General features: G+C 57.8%; 18 protein-coding genes. 9 read left to right on the top strand and 9 right to left on the bottom strand.

Translation table 11 applies throughout. The annotated features are described in order from the left end of the window. Positions 1–289: 289 nt before the first annotated feature. The gene (gdhA, locus tag AD668_RS23200) at positions 290–1,627 is read left to right on the top strand and encodes an NADP-specific glutamate dehydrogenase (protein WP_053162574.1); all 1,338 of its coding nucleotides are present in this window, start codon (positions 290–292) and stop codon (positions 1,625–1,627) included. Here the strand turns inward: gdhA and AD668_RS23195 are convergent. The 4 genes from AD668_RS23195 to AD668_RS23180 form a co-directional block, all read right to left on the bottom strand. Continuing rightward, complete coding sequence (locus AD668_RS23195) at positions 1,624–2,118, bottom strand: GreA/GreB family elongation factor (protein WP_053162572.1); 495 nt, start codon at positions 2,116–2,118, stop codon at positions 1,624–1,626. The two genes, gdhA and AD668_RS23195, sit on opposite strands and share 4 nt — an antisense overlap. A 71-nt stretch (positions 2,119–2,189) precedes the next feature. Next, positions 2,190–2,543, bottom strand: a complete 354-nt coding sequence (locus tag AD668_RS23190; RefSeq protein WP_053162570.1) for a hypothetical protein — start codon at positions 2,541–2,543, stop codon at positions 2,190–2,192. A gap of 191 nt (positions 2,544–2,734) precedes the next feature. Beyond that, a complete protein-coding gene (locus AD668_RS23185) occupies positions 2,735–4,588 on the bottom strand; it encodes a DUF4105 domain-containing protein (RefSeq protein WP_053162848.1) in 1,854 nt (617 codons plus the stop codon). Positions 4,589–4,811: 223 nt separating this feature from the next. After that, positions 4,812–5,300 carry a DUF3015 domain-containing protein gene (locus AD668_RS23180; RefSeq protein ID WP_053162567.1) on the bottom strand — a complete coding sequence of 163 codons (489 nt, stop codon included), beginning with the start codon at positions 5,298–5,300 and terminating at the stop codon, positions 4,812–4,814. Between the two features lie 279 nt (positions 5,301–5,579). Here AD668_RS23180 and AD668_RS23175 point away from each other — a divergent pair, with 279 nt between their 5' ends. Beyond that, positions 5,580–8,018, top strand: a complete 2,439-nt coding sequence (locus tag AD668_RS23175) for a Lon protease family protein (RefSeq protein WP_053162565.1) — start codon at positions 5,580–5,582, stop codon at positions 8,016–8,018. A 68-nt stretch (positions 8,019–8,086) separates the two neighbouring features. Here AD668_RS23175 and AD668_RS23170 read toward each other — a convergent pair whose 3' ends face one another. Next, positions 8,087–8,341, bottom strand: a complete 255-nt coding sequence (locus AD668_RS23170) for a hypothetical protein (protein WP_053162564.1) — start codon at positions 8,339–8,341, stop codon at positions 8,087–8,089. On the opposite strand from AD668_RS23170, the gene AD668_RS23165 reads away from it, so the two are divergent. Beyond that, the gene (locus tag AD668_RS23165) at positions 8,340–8,681 is read left to right on the top strand and encodes a hypothetical protein (protein WP_053162562.1); all 342 of its coding nucleotides are present in this window, start codon (positions 8,340–8,342) and stop codon (positions 8,679–8,681) included. The two genes, AD668_RS23170 and AD668_RS23165, sit on opposite strands and share 2 nt — an antisense overlap. A gap of 6 nt (positions 8,682–8,687) precedes the next feature. On the opposite strand, the gene AD668_RS23160 is transcribed toward AD668_RS23165, so the two are convergent. After that, positions 8,688–10,517, bottom strand: a complete 1,830-nt coding sequence (locus tag AD668_RS23160) for a hypothetical protein (RefSeq protein WP_053162560.1) — start codon at positions 10,515–10,517, stop codon at positions 8,688–8,690. Positions 10,518–10,676: 159 nt separating this feature from the next. Between AD668_RS23160 and AD668_RS23155 the strand changes: the two genes are divergently transcribed. The 3 genes from AD668_RS23155 (at position 10,677) to AD668_RS23145 (ending at position 12,342) form a co-directional block, all read left to right on the top strand. Next, positions 10,677–11,165, top strand: coding sequence for a TIGR00645 family protein (locus AD668_RS23155; RefSeq protein ID WP_053162557.1), 489 nt, complete (start codon positions 10,677–10,679; stop codon positions 11,163–11,165). A gap of 147 nt (positions 11,166–11,312) precedes the next feature. Next, positions 11,313–11,603: a DUF6482 family protein gene (locus tag AD668_RS23150; RefSeq protein WP_053162555.1), complete on the top strand. Its 291-nt coding sequence runs from the start codon at positions 11,313–11,315 to the stop codon at positions 11,601–11,603. A 121-nt stretch (positions 11,604–11,724) separates the two neighbouring features. Continuing rightward, complete coding sequence (locus tag AD668_RS23145; RefSeq protein ID WP_053162553.1) at positions 11,725–12,342, top strand: FKBP-type peptidyl-prolyl cis-trans isomerase; 618 nt, start codon at positions 11,725–11,727, stop codon at positions 12,340–12,342. Between the two features lie 115 nt (positions 12,343–12,457). Here the strand turns inward: AD668_RS23145 and AD668_RS23140 are convergent, their stop codons facing one another. The 3 genes from AD668_RS23140 to AD668_RS23130 all read right to left on the bottom strand — a co-directional run bounded on the left by AD668_RS23140 (position 12,458) and on the right by AD668_RS23130 (position 14,398). Next, positions 12,458–12,715 carry a hypothetical protein gene (locus tag AD668_RS23140; protein WP_053162551.1) on the bottom strand — a complete coding sequence of 86 codons (258 nt, stop codon included), beginning with the start codon at positions 12,713–12,715 and terminating at the stop codon, positions 12,458–12,460. A gap of 206 nt (positions 12,716–12,921) precedes the next feature. Further along, a complete protein-coding gene (locus tag AD668_RS23135) occupies positions 12,922–13,263 on the bottom strand; it encodes a zinc ribbon domain-containing protein YjdM (RefSeq protein ID WP_008028840.1) in 342 nt (113 codons plus the stop codon). Between the two features lie 166 nt (positions 13,264–13,429). Beyond that, positions 13,430–14,398: a polyprenyl synthetase family protein gene (locus tag AD668_RS23130; RefSeq protein ID WP_053162548.1), complete on the bottom strand. Its 969-nt coding sequence runs from the start codon at positions 14,396–14,398 to the stop codon at positions 13,430–13,432. A gap of 240 nt (positions 14,399–14,638) precedes the next feature. On the opposite strand from AD668_RS23130, the gene rplU reads away from it, so the two are divergent. The 3 genes from rplU (at position 14,639) to cgtA (ending at position 16,681) form a co-directional block, all read left to right on the top strand. After that, positions 14,639–14,953, top strand: a complete 315-nt coding sequence (rplU, locus tag AD668_RS23125; RefSeq protein WP_003176051.1) for a 50S ribosomal protein L21 — start codon at positions 14,639–14,641, stop codon at positions 14,951–14,953. A gap of 35 nt (positions 14,954–14,988) precedes the next feature. After that, the gene (rpmA, locus tag AD668_RS23120; RefSeq protein WP_017340859.1) at positions 14,989–15,264 is read left to right on the top strand and encodes a 50S ribosomal protein L27; all 276 of its coding nucleotides are present in this window, start codon (positions 14,989–14,991) and stop codon (positions 15,262–15,264) included. A gap of 193 nt (positions 15,265–15,457) precedes the next feature. After that, positions 15,458–16,681 (top strand): Obg family GTPase CgtA, encoded by a 1,224-nt coding sequence (cgtA, locus tag AD668_RS23115; protein ID WP_053162546.1) that lies wholly within the window; start codon positions 15,458–15,460, stop codon positions 16,679–16,681. Positions 16,682–16,735 lie beyond the last annotated feature (54 nt).

Below are 16,735 nucleotides of genomic sequence, written 5' to 3'. Positions count from 1 at the left end.
TCATCGCCGGCAAGCCAGCTCCTACAGGATTTGTGTTGTGCCCGGATTGTGTGAGCTCAGGGAAAACTGTAGGAGCTGGCTTGCCGGCGATGCGGTGTAACTGATGGTGCATTGCTGGGAATTGATCTCCCTATTCAGGTGCGAAAAAGGCCAAAAAGCAGATTAATTTATATCCTGCGCACCATTTAATTTCATAAATGCGACGTTCTGCGCTGTTCTTGTGCGTGAATCCTTTGTTACAGTCCGGCCAAATCTCCTCCAACGACAATAAATTTGCCGAGACATTTCCATGATCGAATCCGTCGAATCCTTCCTTGCGCGCCTGAAAAAACGCGACCCGGACCAACCCGAGTTTCACCAGGCTGTCGAAGAAGTCCTGCGCAGTCTGTGGCCCTTCCTCGAAGCCAATCCGCATTACCTGGCCTCGGGCATCCTGGAGCGCATCTGCGAGCCGGAGCGGGCGGTCGTGTTTCGGGTTTCCTGGGTCGACGATCAGGGCAAGGTGCAAGTCAATCGCGGATTCCGTATCCAGATGAATAGCGCCATCGGTCCGTACAAGGGCGGCTTGCGCTTCCACCCGTCGGTGAACATGGGTGTGCTGAAATTCCTCGCCTTCGAGCAGACCTTCAAGAACTCCCTGACCTCGCTGCCGATGGGTGGCGGCAAGGGTGGTTCGGACTTCGATCCGAAGGGCAAAAGCGACGCGGAAGTCATGCGCTTCTGTCAGGCCTTCATGAGCGAGCTGTACCGCCACATCGGTGCAGATGTTGATGTGCCGGCCGGTGATATCGGCGTCGGTGCCCGTGAAATCGGCTTCCTGTTCGGCCAGTACAAACGCCTGAGCAACCAGTTCACCAGCGTACTGACCGGCAAGGGTCCAAGCTACGGCGGCAGTCTGATTCGCCCGGAAGCCACCGGTTTCGGTTGTGTGTACTTCGCCGAAGAGATGCTCAAACGTCGCGGCCTGGCTGTCGAAGGCAAGCGTGTGGCGATTTCCGGCTCGGGCAACGTTGCGCAATACGCGGCGCGCAAGGTCATGGATTTGGGTGGCAAGGTGATTTCGCTGTCCGATTCCGAAGGCACCTTGTACTGCGAGAGTGGTTTAACCGAGGAGCAATGGCTGGCGGTGCTGGAGCTGAAAAATGTGCAGCGCGGGCGCATCCGTGAACTGGCCAGCCGTTTTGGCCTGGAGTTCCGCGCCGGTGAGCTGCCGTGGAGCCTGAGCTGCGACATCGCTTTACCGTGCGCCACGCAAAACGAACTGGATGCCGAGGCTGCTCGTACCTTGCTGCGCAACGGCTGCTTCTGTGTGGCGGAAGGCGCGAACATGCCGACCACCCTTGAGGCCGTCGATTTGTTCATCGAGGCGGATATTCTGTTCGCGCCGGGTAAAGCGTCCAACGCCGGCGGTGTCGCGGTGAGCGGGCTGGAGATGTCGCAGAACGCCATGCGCCTGCTGTGGACCGGTGGAGAGGTGGACAGCAAGCTGCACGCGATCATGCAGTCGATCCATCACGCTTGCGTGCACTACGGCGAAGAGGACGGTCGGGTCAACTACGTCAAAGGCGCCAACATCGCCGGTTTCGTAAAAGTCGCCGATGCCATGCTGGCTCAAGGCGTGGTTTAAGCCGGCTCGATGCGGATCACCTCAATCAGCTGATCCCCGGCGGGGCGCTGCCACAGCACTTCATCATTGAGTTGTGCTCCCAGCAGCGCCCGACCCAGTGGAGAGCCCCAATTGATCAGGCCATGGGCGGCATCGGCCTGATCTTCGCCCACCAGTTGCACGCGGCGTTCGCTGTCGTGTTCGTCGGCGTAGGTCACCCAACTGCCGATCTGCACTTTCTCGGTCGAGGTCGCGGCTGGCACCACTTGCGCACTGCCCAGACGTTGTTTGAAGTAGCGCAAGTCGCGCTCAAGGTCCGCCAGGCGCTGTTTGTCGGCTTGCTCTCCCTTGGCCGATTGCTCGGCATGCAGAGTTTGCAGCTCGGCGACTTTGCCCTGCAACTGGCTCAGGCCTTGCGGGGTGACGTAGTTGGGTTGCGCACTGACCTGCCGCTCGACCGGCTGATCGGCTTGCGCGGCGGCATTATCTTCATTGACGAAGGCACGGCTCATGGTTTTGCTCCCGTAATAGGGTTTTGGCCATGGTCGCAGGCATTTGGTTTCACTGGATGTCTGTAAGCGACTCATTGCGAGCGATAGGCTCGGGCAGCGTCCTGATCCTTTTGTTGTTGCCAGGCTTTGTCCCGTTCCTCCAGATGGCTGTTGCGGTAGTCTGCGCGATCCTGGTTGTCACGCATGGCCAGGCACTGGTGGAATCCATCGCTCCAGCCCTCTGCGTATAACGGATCCTTCAGATAACGCGGTACGTTTTTGCGAAACTCGCCGCTGATGGATCCGGCGGCTTGCCGGCCACTGCTGCAACCGTCGTCAAAACCATCGGCGAAGGCGGGCGGGTAACCTTTGGCGAGCAGATCATCGTGGGTTGACTGGCAACCTGTGATCAACAATACAGTCAGCAATCCTGCACACCGCCACATCATTCACTCCAAAGCCATTACGTGGCCGATAGGGTGAGTCTAGAAGTGGATGCGTCAGTGGTTTGTGAAAGGAAGATCAAAAAAACGCAGCTTTGTAGGAGCCGGCTTGCTGGCGAAATGGACCATGCGGTGTCGGCTGGACCGCTTTCGCCAGCAAGTCGGCTCCTACAGGGAGTTGCGGTGCGTTCGGATCAGTAGTGGTACCACTTCACCTCCAGCATCACTTCGTTTTCTGGCGTGGCCATGTGACTGAATTCACGCTGGGCACTCAGGCGCAGACCCAGATTGCGTGACAGCTCCCATTGCTGATTCAAGCTGATGGAGCGCCGCACTTCGCCATTGGTGAAAAAATCACCCTTGGTTTCCAGGCTGAGGTTGCCCAGCGGGTTTCTCCATAGCAGGCCCGTATTGAAACCCGCCGCCGGGGAAATGAATTCAGCGAAATCGTTGTTGTGCTCCACGCGCACGGTGCCCAGGGCAAAACCGAGCATGTCATCGGCCAATTGCCAGGTGCCGCCACCGCCGCCGTTGACGTGGCTGACCAGGTTTTCGTCATCATGTTTGCCCGGCACCCGTTCCAGGCCGCCGGTGACTTGCCAGGACCACGGTTGCAACAACTCATTGCGCGGGGTCAGGGAGCGGATGGTTGCCAGGTCCAGTTGCTGGACCTGCCAGTCATTGCCCTCGTACTGGCGCAGTTTCAGTTGCAGGATTTCGATTTGTGCGCCGAGGGGGAAGCTTTCGGCGTTGTCATTGAGGTCGTGATAGGCCATGCGCAGGCCGTATTCGCCGAACGCTTTGTCGCCTCTGGTGCCCGCGCCGAGTTGCCAGGTGCGGGACTCATGGCCGTCCTCGGGCAGGCCGGGTTGCGGGATGTCCAGCTCCGGTGCCGGATTCTGATTGATCGCCCGCAGCAATTCGAAACTGCGCTGGGCGCGCTGCGGATCGCGCTCCTGACCATTGGCGCGGTAGCGCTCCAGACGATAGGCCGCATCGATAATCAGGGCCTGACGGTCGCGGGGTTGCGCCTTGAACGCCGGGTCTTGCAATTGATTCTGATCGGCGCTGACTTTCAGTACCCATTGTTGCTCTTCGTCAGACAAAGGCTCGGCACGGCTCAGCAGCTCACGTTCGCGCGAAGGGCGATACTGGATGGATTCCACCACCCCGGCCTCTTTCACAGCTTTGACAGTGTCGGTGGGAATGGCCGTGATCGGAAATTGTTCCGTCAGGCGCAGGCTTGGGCGTGCCACTTGCAGCAGTTCAAGCAGGCGATAGGAGCAGTTTTCGTCGAAGAAGAAGTAGTCGAATTTGATCTGCTTGAGTTCCCAGACGTGCTCGACCATACGTGCGGTCTCTTGCTGGGTCAGGTTCAGTCGGTACTCCCACAGGTCACGGTTTTCCAGGCTGCGGTATTCCGAAAGTTTTTCCTGATAGGGTACCAGCGCGAACAGGCCAGGATAGCCGCCCATCAAGCCTTTCCACGCATACAGAATGCTGTTGTCCGAACCCTCGATGTAGGCGCCGAAGTTGATCGCGTAACTGAGCAGCGAGGTTTTGTCGCTCTGCACATCAGCTTGATCGATGCGCAGCAGGGTATGGCCGAACATCGAGGATGGGCTGTTCAGGTAGGCGGCAGGAAAGATCATCACCGCGCTGTGGGGGGAGACATCCTTGAACCATTGCTTGAATTCGGCGCAGTCCGGTGCGGGCAGGTCAGTGAGATTCAGCTGTGCTTTGAGCCAGCGTGCACGGGCCGGGTATACGCATTGTGCATGTTGCTCACCTGCGCTGGCTGGGGTGTACAGCGCCTGCACCGTCGCGGCCAATTCATGATCGGGGTGTTCGTTGCCATCGGCGGCAAGGAAGAATTTCGGGTCGCTGACATAACTGCGCCAGCCACCGAGCTTGGCGGTTTCGTAATGTCCCAGGGATATCCAGAAGGGGTCGTTGGCCAGTTGCTGCAAACGTTGAGGGTCGATGTGAGGCGCGGCGGACAGCGGGGCGCAGACACAGAGCGCCAGCCAGGCAAGGCGTTTGAGCATAAATGGCAACTTAAACAGAAAATAAATGAAAGACCCGGCGCGGTTCATGCCGCTCATTTGTAGGAGCTGTCGAGTGAAACGAGGCTGCGATCTTTAAAGACAAGATCAAAAGATCGCGGCCTCGTTTCACTCGACAGCTCCTACGGTTGATCTGGTATTCCCAAAAGAGGGCAGGTCCAAAAAACAAAAACCCGCTTCCCGAAGAAAGCGGGGCGGATCGAGCTTAAGCCTGGGTGGCGTACTTGGCCAGTCGTGGGTCGTTCTTCAGAACGGCCAGCGTGTTGGTATGCACATCTTCCGCCGTCACGTCAGCTTTGCTGAAGATCTGCTGGAAGTGCTCGTGAGTCACGGCGGCGAAGTGCGCACGGTCTTGCGGCGCCACACCCAGTACAACGGCATAAGTGGTCAGCGCTTCGCCCTGACCTTTGGCCATGTCTTCGGATAGCTCGTTCATCATGCCGTTCATGGCAAACCACGATTTGCCGCCATAGGTCAGCGACGCATTGGTCGCACAACCGTTGGTACCGGACGTCATACCAAAGGTTGCGTTGCCGGAAGTGCCGTTGGTGGTGGATGCCAGGAAGTGAGCCGGAGTACCACGCTGACCTTCGAACAGCATGTTGCCCCAACCGCAATCCGGACCGCCTGGCGCCTGCGCCATAGCGTTGATGGATACAGCGGTGAAAAGAGTACCGAGAAGAATCCGTTTCATAGCGTTGTTCTCTTTATGTGCGTACTAATAGACAAGGGGGTCTGGCCCATTCCGGTGCCAGTGGGCCGGACATTACTCCGGCCGCGCAGGTTGGAGTTTAGGCACGATCAAGGGGTTCCGTGATTTTTTGCAAAACATTCATTGGGAACTGTGAATTGTGCCCGTTGCGCCTGGGGATGTCGGATTGTCTATGCTCAGGCCTACGGCGCTCCTTGCCAGTCGGGCATGGGCAGCGCCAGAATGCTGCCATCTGCCCCGCCTGATTGTTAAGGAAGCCCGATGCCTGATCCTGTTGCTGCCAGCTTGCGTCTCGCGCCTGAAGCGCTGACCCGTCCGTTTTCCGCTGAACAGTTCAGCTTCTCTACCACCAATGATCTGGAGCCCTTTCGCGGTGTGCTTGGCCAGGAACGTGCGGTTGAAGCCTTGCAGTTTGGTGTGGCCATGCCACGCCCCGGTTACAACGTCTTTGTCATGGGGGAGCCCGGCACCGGTCGCTTCTCGTTCGTCAAACGCTATCTGAAGGCTGAAGGCAAGCGCCTGCAGACCCCGGCGGACTGGGTCTACGTCAACAATTTCGATGAGCCGCGCGAGCCACGCGCACTGGAATTGCCGTCGGGCAGCGCCGGTGCATTCATCAGCGACATCAACGGGTTGATCGATAACCTGCTGGCGACATTTCCGGCGGTGTTCGAGCACCCTTCCTATCAGCAAAAGAAAAGCGCCATCGACCGCGCATTCAATCAGCGTTACGACAAGGCGCTGGACATAATCGAACGTCTGGCCCTGGAGAAGGACGTCGCGCTCTACCGCGATGCCAGCAATATCGCATTCACTCCGATGAGCGATGGCAAGGCACTGGACGAAGCGGAGTTCGCCCAGTTGCCGGAAGCCCTTCGCGAGCGCTTTCATGACGATATTTCGGCCCTCGAAGAGCGCCTGAACGAAGAGCTCGCCAGCCTGCCGCAGTGGAAGCGCGAGTCGAGCAATCAATTGCGCCATTTCAACGAAGAAACCATCACTCTGGCCTTGCAGCCGTTGTTGTCGCCATTGTCCGAGAAGTACGCCGAGAACGCGGCGGTGTGCGGTTACCTGCAAGCGATGCAGGTGTATTTACTCAAGACCGTGGTCGAGCAACTGGTGGACGACAGCAAAACCGACGCTGTCGCGCGCAAGATGCTGGAAGAACAATACGCACCGAGCCTGGTGGTGGGTCATTCGGCCAGTGGCGGTGCACCGGTGGTTTTCGAGCCGCATCCGACCTACGAAAACCTGTTCGGCCGCATCGAATACAGCACCGACCAGGGCGCGCTGTACACCACCTACCGTCAGTTGCGGCCGGGTGCGTTGCACCGGGCGAACGGCGGTTTCCTGATTCTTGAAGCGGAAAAAATGCTCAGCGAGCCGTTCGTGTGGGATGCGCTCAAACGCGCCCTGCAATCGCGCAAGCTGAAAATGGAATCGCCACTGGGCGAGATGGGCCGTTTTGCGACCGTGACGCTGACCCCGCAGCACATTCCGTTGCAGGTCAAAGTCGTTATCATTGGTGCCCGTCAGCTCTATTACACGCTGCAAGACCTCGATCCGGACTTCCAGGAAATGTTTCGTGTCCTGGTGGATTTCGACGAAGACATCCCGATGGTCGACGAGAGCCTGGAGCAATTCGCCCAGTTGCTTAAAACCCGTACTTCCGAAGAAGGCATGGCGCCGTTGACCGCCGATGCGGTGGCGCGCCTGGCGACGTACAGCGCCCGTCTGGCGGAACATCAGGGGCGTTTGTCGGCACGTATCGGTGACCTGTTTCAACTGGTCAGCGAGGCGGACTTCATCCGTCACCTGGCCGGTGATGAAATGACTGACGCGGGGCACATCGAGCGCGCACTCAAGGCCAAGGCCACCCGTACCGGGCGTGTATCGGCACGGATTCTCGACGATATGCTGGCCGGGATCATCCTGATCGATACCGATGGCGCGGCGGTCGGCAAGTGCAACGGTTTGACGGTGCTGGAGGTCGGCGACTCGGCCTTCGGTGTGCCGGCGCGGATTTCCGCCACGGTTTATCCGGGCGGCAGTGGCATCGTCGACATCGAGCGTGAGGTCAATCTCGGCCAGCCGATCCACTCCAAAGGCGTGATGATCCTCACCGGGTATCTGGGCAGCCGTTACGCCCAGGAATTCCCGCTGGCCATTTCCGCAAGTATCGCGCTGGAGCAGTCCTACGGTTACGTCGATGGCGACAGCGCCTCCCTCGGCGAGGCGTGTACGCTGATTTCGGCGCTGTCGAAAACCCCCCTCAAGCAGTGCTTTGCCATTACCGGTTCGATCAACCAGTTCGGTGAAGTGCAGGCCGTGGGTGGCGTGAACGAGAAGATCGAAGGCTTCTTCCGTCTTTGTGAGGCGCGTGGGTTGACGGGTGAACAAGGAGCGATCATTCCGCAGGCCAACGTTGCAACGCTGATGCTCGACGAGAAAGTGTTGGCCGCGGTGCGCGCCGGGCAATTCCATGTCTACGCCGTGCGTCAGGCCGACGAGGCGCTGAGCCTGTTGGTCGGCGAGCCTGCCGGCGAGCCGGACGAGAATGGCGAATTTCCGGAAGGCAGCGTGAATGCGCGGGTGGTCGAGCGCCTGCGGGTTATCGCGGAAATGATCAGCGAAGAAGATTTCAAAGAAGCTGAAAAAGAAGCCGCACAGGAAGCCTTGGTCGAAGCCAAGCCGGCTTGAGGCCGCACCTGAACTGAACTCGCGCCTCTAGTGTGGGAGCGAGCCTGCTCGCGATGACGGACTGACATTCACCGGTGTGGTGACTGATATTCCGCTATCGCGGGCAGGCTCGCTCCCACATTTTCATGTGTGAAATCGTGAAAATGCGCCATCGAAATGACGTCAATATTCACACTATGACCGCTCGGCGCCTTCTGGTCTTGATGGGCGTCCGGATCAGACTTTTCTTCTATTCTCAGCTCAAGGATATCGACAGTAATCACTGGATCGAGACAGCCTTCCCGCGGGGGCTGAACAACCGCACTACCGAGGGTCGCCGCCATGTCGCGCAACCTCTGCCTTACCCGTCAATGCCTGGGTCTTGTGACCCGGATCGAGTGCGCCGTCCGCCCATTGGCGGGAGATACGGGCATGTGGACCTTGCTGTTTGCCGCCGGAATGGCCGGTGAACAGCCTTCGGCGATCAAGGCCCAAGGCCCGTTTCACGGACCGTTTGTGGCCGAGTCCATTCTCGATACCATCGTGGAAAGCCTGACCCTGCACGGCTACGAATTGGCCGATGATCCGCAAATCTGGTGCCTGCACTTGCAAGCCCAGCTGCGTGAAATCAATGGCGGCCGCTGCCGCAATGTCGGTGGCTTCGAGTTTCACCCCGAGCATTGAGTCGCACTATTGATCAAGACGCGACATGTCGGCCTTGTCGAGTTTGACCTCGTAACCATATTGCACGGTGGTAAGGTCGGTGCGTTGATAGGTTTCCAGGCGCGTTGGCTGGCCGTAGAAGTAATGCACGGCAAACAGCGCCGGACCTTGCGCGCCGGCTTCATGGGTCACTGATAGAATTTCCTTCAAGTAATTGCCGCTGTCGTCCTTGGCGAAAAAACGCCAGTCCTGGGCAGGAAACGTCTTCAGATCGACCACCAATTTGTTGCCCTTGAGTGCCAACCCTTTGGGCATTTGAGGCGCGTCGATTACTTTTTTGTCGACGGTGGCCAGGAACAATGGCATAGAGCCCACCGCGTAGGCCGGAGTCTGCGGGAACAGATTCAGATCGTAGATGATAGTGCCGCGCAAGCTATCAATCTGATAAGCCTGCGGTGGCAGTTCAATCGGCTCGTCGCGTTTGCCGTGGCTGTCTTCGGTGAAAAAACTCACCGGGCTTTCACCCGGATTGAACGAGGTGCCGAGCAGTTCATCATTGAAAGTCCGCAGGTGACTGAACTCGATGCGCGCTGCGCTGGGGTCATCGACCGACTGGGTGATGCTGACGCCTTTTTTCAGTTGCTCCTCACTTAACGTGGCTCCCGCGAGCCAGGCTGGCGCCTGATCGTCGTACACCACCACCGACAGATCCAGCGGCTGGATGGTTTTGTCCGTGGTGCTGGCCTCGAAATGCCGGATTGGCAGGTTCAGGTTTTTGCGGGTTACGGTGGTGGTGGAAAAATCGAGCAGGCTGACTTCGAGGGTTTCGATGGTTCCGTTGAAGTACACCTTGGAATAGTGGCGCGCCTGCTGCTTTTCGAAGGTACGCTGTTCTTCGTTGAGCTGCCTTTCCAGGTCCACGCTCCAGCTCTTCTGTTGCTGCATTTTCGCGAGTTGTTGCTGATAGAAGGCGATTTGTGCGGCGGTTTCGTTGATCGAACCGGCGCGTGACAGGAATTGGCCTGTGTTGTCCCTCGCCTGGACAATCAGCGGGTTCAGCAGTGCCTCGTTGACTTCAGCGGCCGGTGGCGCGCTATTGATATATTCGATTTCTGCGTAATTGTTCGTGAGATTCAGCAGGGTGACGCTCAGATTGTCATTGGTGCGCGTCTGTCCGACATCCTTTTTCGTCAGGTCGAAACTGTAGAGCCGGCGCGGTGCAATGACTTCGAGTTTACCCTGCAGGGTTACCGGTTGCGGCTGCTGCTTCTTATCGGCGTCGAGGCCGTCGATAAAGGGGTAGGTCACGGTCAGGTCATCGGGATTTGTCAGGTTGGAGCTTGATGGGCTGAGTTGAATGCCGGGATCGGTCTCCGACCATTCCGGCTGAAAGGGGATCACCCGCTGGTTACTCAGGGTGACCGATTGCCATTCCAGGCCATGGGGAAACAGAAACGCGGCGGGGATGCCGAATGTGAAGGGGAATACCGGTTGCAGATCGATCAGGTAATCGGAACTGGAGTCTTTTTGCAGCACGAACAACCCATTGATATAGGTGTCGACCAGCGCCTGCGGCGTGGGGTAATGCTTGAGCATGGCGAGCACGTCTTCGGCGTATTCGGTTTCCGATGGCTTGCTGTCGAGCTTCAGCTGCGCCCGTTCAAGCAATAACAGGGATCCGCCCAATTCCGCCACGGCATCCTTGAGTTTTGGATCCGCTATGGCATCCAGGGATTTTTCGAACTGTGCGGTTTTTTCTTCAAGGCCAACCTGGCGTTTTTCATCGCTGGGTGAGCAGCCGCTTAGCAACAGTACCAGGCAGATTCCGGCACTCGTCAAAGGCAATCGCGCATCCATTTCCAGTCTTCCTGTCCGATACCGCGGGGCGGTCAATGATTTGGACACTAGCAGAAAAACCTTGATACACAGGTGCAGGTGACGGATTTTTCAGTGGTTTCTGGGTGTAACGAGCGGCTGTTATACTCGCGGCCATTTCCAGTCCACATGTGAGTTTCAATGGAACGCTTTATCGAAAACGCAATGTACGCCTCGCGCTGGCTGCTGGCGCCGATCTATTTCGGCTTGTCCCTCGGGTTGCTGGCGCTGGCACTGAAATTCTTCCAGGAAGTTTTCCACGTCATTCCGAATATATTTTCGATGGCCGAGTCGGACCTGATTCTGGTGCTGCTGTCGTTGATCGACATGGCGCTGGTGGGCGGTTTGCTGGTGATGGTGATGATTTCCGGTTACGAGAACTTCGTTTCCCAACTGGATATCGACGACAGCAAGGAGAAGCTCAACTGGCTCGGCACCATGGACTCGTCGTCGTTGAAGATGAAAGTCGCCGCATCGATCGTGGCGATTTCGTCCATTCACCTGCTGCGCATCTTCATGGATGCCAAGAACGTCGACCCTGAGCATTTGCAGTGGTACGTGATCATTCACATGACCTTCGTGGTATCGGCATTTGCCATGGGTTATCTGGATAAAGTCACCAAGCACTGATCCGGACCAGCTCCCTTGTGGCGAGCAAGCTCGCTCGCCACAAAATACCCCGATAACAGACCAATGGTCCGCCTGGAGGCTTGTACTTTGCTGCGTCGAGGCTTATCCCTGTAGAGGTATTGGCTCGTCACTGCGAGAGGTGCGTCCATGAACCTGCAAGAGTTGAATGCCTATGCCGTCGCCGGGAAGGTAGACGAGCTGAACCTTATTTCCATGGAGGGAGGCATCTACCTGCTGGAGGCACGGATGCATGGTGCGGCGTATCCGTTGAGCGATACACATGGCCACATGATGAACCTGCGTTCGGTGGAGCATGCGCGTGATGTACTTCGCTCCTTTCCCAAGTTGCATTTCAATCTGGTGCATACCGTCGTTCATGACGAGATGTGCGGGTTGGTTGCCGATGTCGAGGAAAATCTGAAGGTGCCGATCGCCTGACGTCCCTCATCAACGCCATGACAACTGTGCTAGTCTGCTGGCCCTTTTGGTTCCGGGCGCTCCGGGACGCGCTGTGTACGCACGGCCTGTTCCTGAGCCGTCCGCACAGCGGAGCAGTGTCATGTCCGAAGTAAATCTGTCCACCGACGAAACGCGCGTCAGCTACGGTATCGGCCGTCAGCTGGGCGATCAATTGCGCGACAACCCGCCACCGGGCGTTAGCCTGGACGCGATCCTGGCTGGCCTGACCGACGCATTTGCCGGTCTACCAAGCCGTGTTGGCCAGGAAGAAATGTCCGCGAGCTTCAAAGTGATCCGCGAAATCATGCAAGCCGAAGCTGCAGCCAAGGCTGAAGCGGCCGCTGGCGAAGGCCTGGCGTTCCTGGCTGAAAACGCCAAGCGTGATGGCATCACCACGCTGGCTTCCGGCCTGCAGTTCGAAGTTCTGACTGCCGGTGAAGGCGCCAAGCCATCCCGTGAAGACACCGTGCGTACTCACTACCACGGCACTCTGATCGACGGCACCGTGTTCGATAGCTCTTACGATCGTGGCCAGCCAGCAGAGTTTCCGGTTGGCGGCGTGATCGCCGGCTGGACCGAAGCCCTGCAACTGATGAATGCTGGCAGCAAATGGCGCCTGTACGTGCCGAGCGAACTGGCTTACGGCGCTCAAGGCGTTGGCAGCATTCCGCCGCACAGCGTACTGGTGTTCGACGTCGAGCTGCTCGACGTTCTGTAATTGCGGTTACCTGTAGGAGCCGGCTTGCTGGCGAATTGCATCTGCGCGATTTCATAGGTAAATCGTGTCGTCTGCATCGCTGGCAAGCCAGCTCCTACAGGTTTTGTAGCGTGTTTCATATTTCGAGCTTGTGGGTCATTTCGTGCGACGGGCGCAACGCCCGGGCATAGCAGAACAGAAACAGGTTGCGCACCACCTCTTTGAGTACCACCGGCTCGCTGGAACTCAAACCGTTGAGGTCAAGGTCACCTTGATCCTGCAACTCACTCAAGGCCTCCTCTTCCAGTACAGCGCAAACTTCACCGGTTTCCCGATGCAGAATCCTGAGATAGGGGTGCGGGCGGTCCAGCCAGGCGTCGATCAAATAAGTCATGAGTTCTCATCTCCATTGGTGGGTTCAATGAGAATAATTCCTATTCAATAAATAGCAAGGCCCTATTGGCAGTTTGGACTTTTTTGTGGGTAAAGATTGCGTCAGGTCAAAACGGCTGGCGTTTGGCTAGTGTGCGGATATGCGGGGCGAAACGGAGGAGGGTGAGGCACCATCCCACGCCGGGCGCGGGATGGAGTACAGCGCAATCAGACCTTTCTGACGAACTCGGATTTGAGTTTCATCGGACCGATACCGTCGATCTTGCAGTCGATGTCGTGATCGCCATCGCACAGACGGATATTCTTGACCTTGGTGCCGACCTTGACCACCAGCGATGTGCCCTTGACCTTGAGGTCCTTGATCACGGTAATCGTATCGCCGTCCTGCAGGACGTTGCCGACCGAATCTTTCTTCACCGCGTCATCGGACGCCGCTTCGGCTTCGCCACTGGCGGACCACTCGTGGGCGCACTCGGGGCAGATCAGCTGAGCGCCGTCTTCATAGGTGTATTCGGAATTGCATTTCGGGCAGGGTGGCAACGTGCTCACTAAAGCTCCTTGGATTCAGGATCGCTAAAAAGCGCACATTATATAGGGTTTTAGAGTCGGAAGGTGGGACTGTAGGAGCCGGCTTGCTGGCGATGCATGCAACTCGGTGTGCCAGGGGCGCCGAGGTGATGCAATCGCCAGCAAGCCGGCTCCTACAGAACGCGTATCAATGCGTACGCGCGACCGCGAATTCGCTCAGTTCAACCAATGCATCGCGGTATTCACTGGCAGGTAGCGCGTCGAGGCACTTGATTGCGCGGGCTACGTAATCACGGGCCAGTTGCGCGGTGTACTCCAGCGAACCTGAGGCTTCCACGGCTTCGCGGATACTTTCCAGGTCTTCGATCCCGCCTTTCTGGATCGCCTTGCGCACCAGGGCAGCCTGTTCGGGTGTTCCTTCGCGCATGGTGTAGATCAGCGGCAGGGTCGGCTTGCCTTCGGCCAGGTCGTCGCCGACGTTCTTGCCCAGGGTTTCAGCGTCACCTTTGTAGTCCAGCAGGTCGTCCACCAACTGGAAGGCTACGCCCAGGTGGTCGCCAAACGTGCGCAGGGCTTCAGCCTGTTCCGGTGTAGCTTCACACAGGGCTGCGGCACTGTGGGTCGAGGCTTCGAAGAGCATCGCAGTCTTGCCGCGGATGACTTCCATGTAGGTCTCTTCGGTGGTGCTGGCGTCACGGACCTTGGACAGCTGCAACACTTCACCTTCGGCGATAATGCGCGTGGCTTGCGAAAGGATCTTCATCACCGGCATAGAGCCCAGCTCGACCATCATTTCGAACGAGCGCGAATACAGGAAGTCGCCCACCAGTACGCTCGGCGCGTTGCCCCACATGGCATTGGCGGTCGAGCGGCCACGGCGCATGCCTGACATGTCGACGACGTCGTCATGCAGCAGGGTCGCGGTGTGCAGGAACTCGATGGTCGCAGCCAGCAGGCGCAGTTCGTCGCCTTCGCGACCCAGCGCCTTGCCACACAGCAACACTAATAAAGGACGCAGGCGTTTACCGCCGGCCGAGGTAATGTAGTCGCCGATTTTCGATACCAGCGGCACACGGGAGGTCAGCTGCTTCTTGATGATGCCGTCGACGGCGCTAAAATCGTCCGCCACCGCGCGGTAGAAAGCTTGGGGTTGCATCAGCGACAGTTGCTCCAGAAGGGTTGCGCGGCATGCTAGGACCCACGCCAGCAGGTGTCAAGGCGCGATGGACGGCCCCTTGCAAGGCAAGCGTGGCTTGCGTACAATCGCGCACCCTGAACTTCCTGGGCAGCACCTGCCTTACGCAATTGCAAGCGGGCCTTCCAGCCCCATGCAGCCATGCCAGCCAATACCTCTTCTTATAAAGAGCTGGGTGAGCAGGATTATCGGAGAAATACCATGTCTTATGCAGTAATCGTTACTGGCGGCAAGCAGTACAAAGTCGCCCCAGGTGAATACCTGAAGATCGAAAAACTGGAAATCGCTACCGGCGAATCCGTTACCTTTGATCGCGTTCTGTTGGTTGCCAATGGCGACGACGTGAATATCGGCGCTCCAGTTGTTGCTGGCGCTACCGTTGTGGCTGAAGTGATCTCCCAAGGTCGTCACGATAAAGTCCGCATCATCAAGTTCCGTCGTCGTAAGCACCACATGAAGCGTATGGGCCACCGCCAGTGGTACACCGAGATCAAAATCACCGGTATTCAGGCTTAATTTCAGCCTAATTCCTCACTAGGAGAATTGAACTCATGGCACACAAAAAAGCTGGTGGTAGTACCCGTAACGGTCGCGACTCAGAAGCCAAACGCCTTGGCGTGAAGATGTATGGCGGCCAGGTTATCATTCCGGGCAACATCATCGTGCGTCAGCGCGGCACCCAATTCCACGCTGGCTACGGCGTTGGCATGGGCAAAGATCACACTCTGTTCGCTAAAATCGACGGCGTGATCAAGTTCGAAGTAAAGGGCGCCTTCGGTCGTCGTTACGTAAGCATTGTCCCGAAGACTGAAGTCGTCGCGGCATAATTACGTGGTTGCTGGAAAAGCCCTGTCTTGCGACGGGGCTTTTTCGTTTGTGGGGTGAGTCTCTTGCAAAGCTGTTTGAGGTGGGCTCCAGCGCTGGATTCGCGGTCGTTGATTGAGGTCGCTGCGCTCATTTTTGCAAGAGTCTTATGTCTAGATTTTTTCGGCTCGTCCGTATGGCGAGAGGCGTTTTGTTATGAAGTTTGTTGATGAAGTATCGATTCGAGTAAAGGCCGGTGACGGTGGCAACGGTTGCATGAGCTTCCGTCGCGAGAAATTCATTGAAAATGGCGGCCCGAACGGCGGTGATGGTGGTGATGGCGGCTCGGTCTACATGATCGCCGACGAAAACCTCAACACTCTGGTCGACTACCGTTACACCCGGCACTTCGATGCCGAGCGTGGCTCCAACGGCGGCAGCACCGACTGCACCGGTAAAAAAGGTGAAGAGCTGGTGTTGCGCGTTCCGGTCGGCACGACGGTAATCGACTCCGCGACTCAGGAAGTGATCGGCGACCTGACCAAGGCCGGCCAGAAGTTGTTGGTCGCTCACGGTGGCTGGCACGGTCTGGGTAACACCCGATTCAAATCCAGTACCAACCGCGCACCACGCCAGACTACCCCGGGCAAGCCAGGCGAGCAGCGTGACCTGAAACTGGAAATGAAAGTGCTGGCGGACGTCGGTCTGCTGGGCTTGCCGAATGCTGGCAAGAGTACCTTCATTCGTTCGGTATCGGCTGCCAAGCCGAAAGTCGCCGACTACCCGTTCACTACCTTGGTGCCGAACCTGGGCGTGGTCAGCGTCGATCGCTGGAAAAGCTTTGTGGTCGCCGACATCCCGGGTCTGATCGAAGGTGCTTCCGATGGTGCGGGCCTGGGGATTCGCTTCCTCAAGCACTTGTCGCGTACGCGTCTGCTGCTGCACCTCGTCGACATGGCGCCCCTGGATGACACCAGTGCGCCGGATGCCGCTGAAGTCATCGTCAACGAGCTGACCAAATTCAGCCCGTCCCTGGCTGAGCGTGATCGTTGGTTGATTCTGAACAAGTGCGACCAGATCCTCGACGAAGAGCACGATGCTCGCGTCAAGGAGATCGTTGATCGCCTGGAGTGGACCGGTCCGGTCTATGTGATCTCGGCCATCGCCAAGCAGAACACCGAGCGCCTGTGCCACGACATCATGCGTTACCTGGAGGATCGTGCTGATCGTCTGGCTAACGACCCAGCCTACAAGGAAGAGCTGGCGGATCTCGATCAGCGCATCGAAGACGAAGCCCGTGCTCAGTTGCAGGCGCTGGATGATCAGCGTGCCCTGCGCCGCAGCGGCGTGAAGTCGGTCCATGACATCGGCGACGATGATTGGGACGAAGAAGATGTGGATGACGAAGACGGTCCGGAAATCATTTACGTGCGTGACTGATTCGTTGCGATAAACTTAAGCGCCGCTCAATTGAGCGGCGTTTTAGTATCTGGA

The organism is Pseudomonas sp. P1.8, assembly GCF_001269805.1.
In the GTDB taxonomy this organism is placed as follows: Bacteria; Pseudomonadota; Gammaproteobacteria; order Pseudomonadales; family Pseudomonadaceae; genus Aquipseudomonas.
The sequence above is the reverse complement of the archived record's forward strand: the minus strand, read 5'-3'. Positions and strand labels throughout refer to the sequence as shown.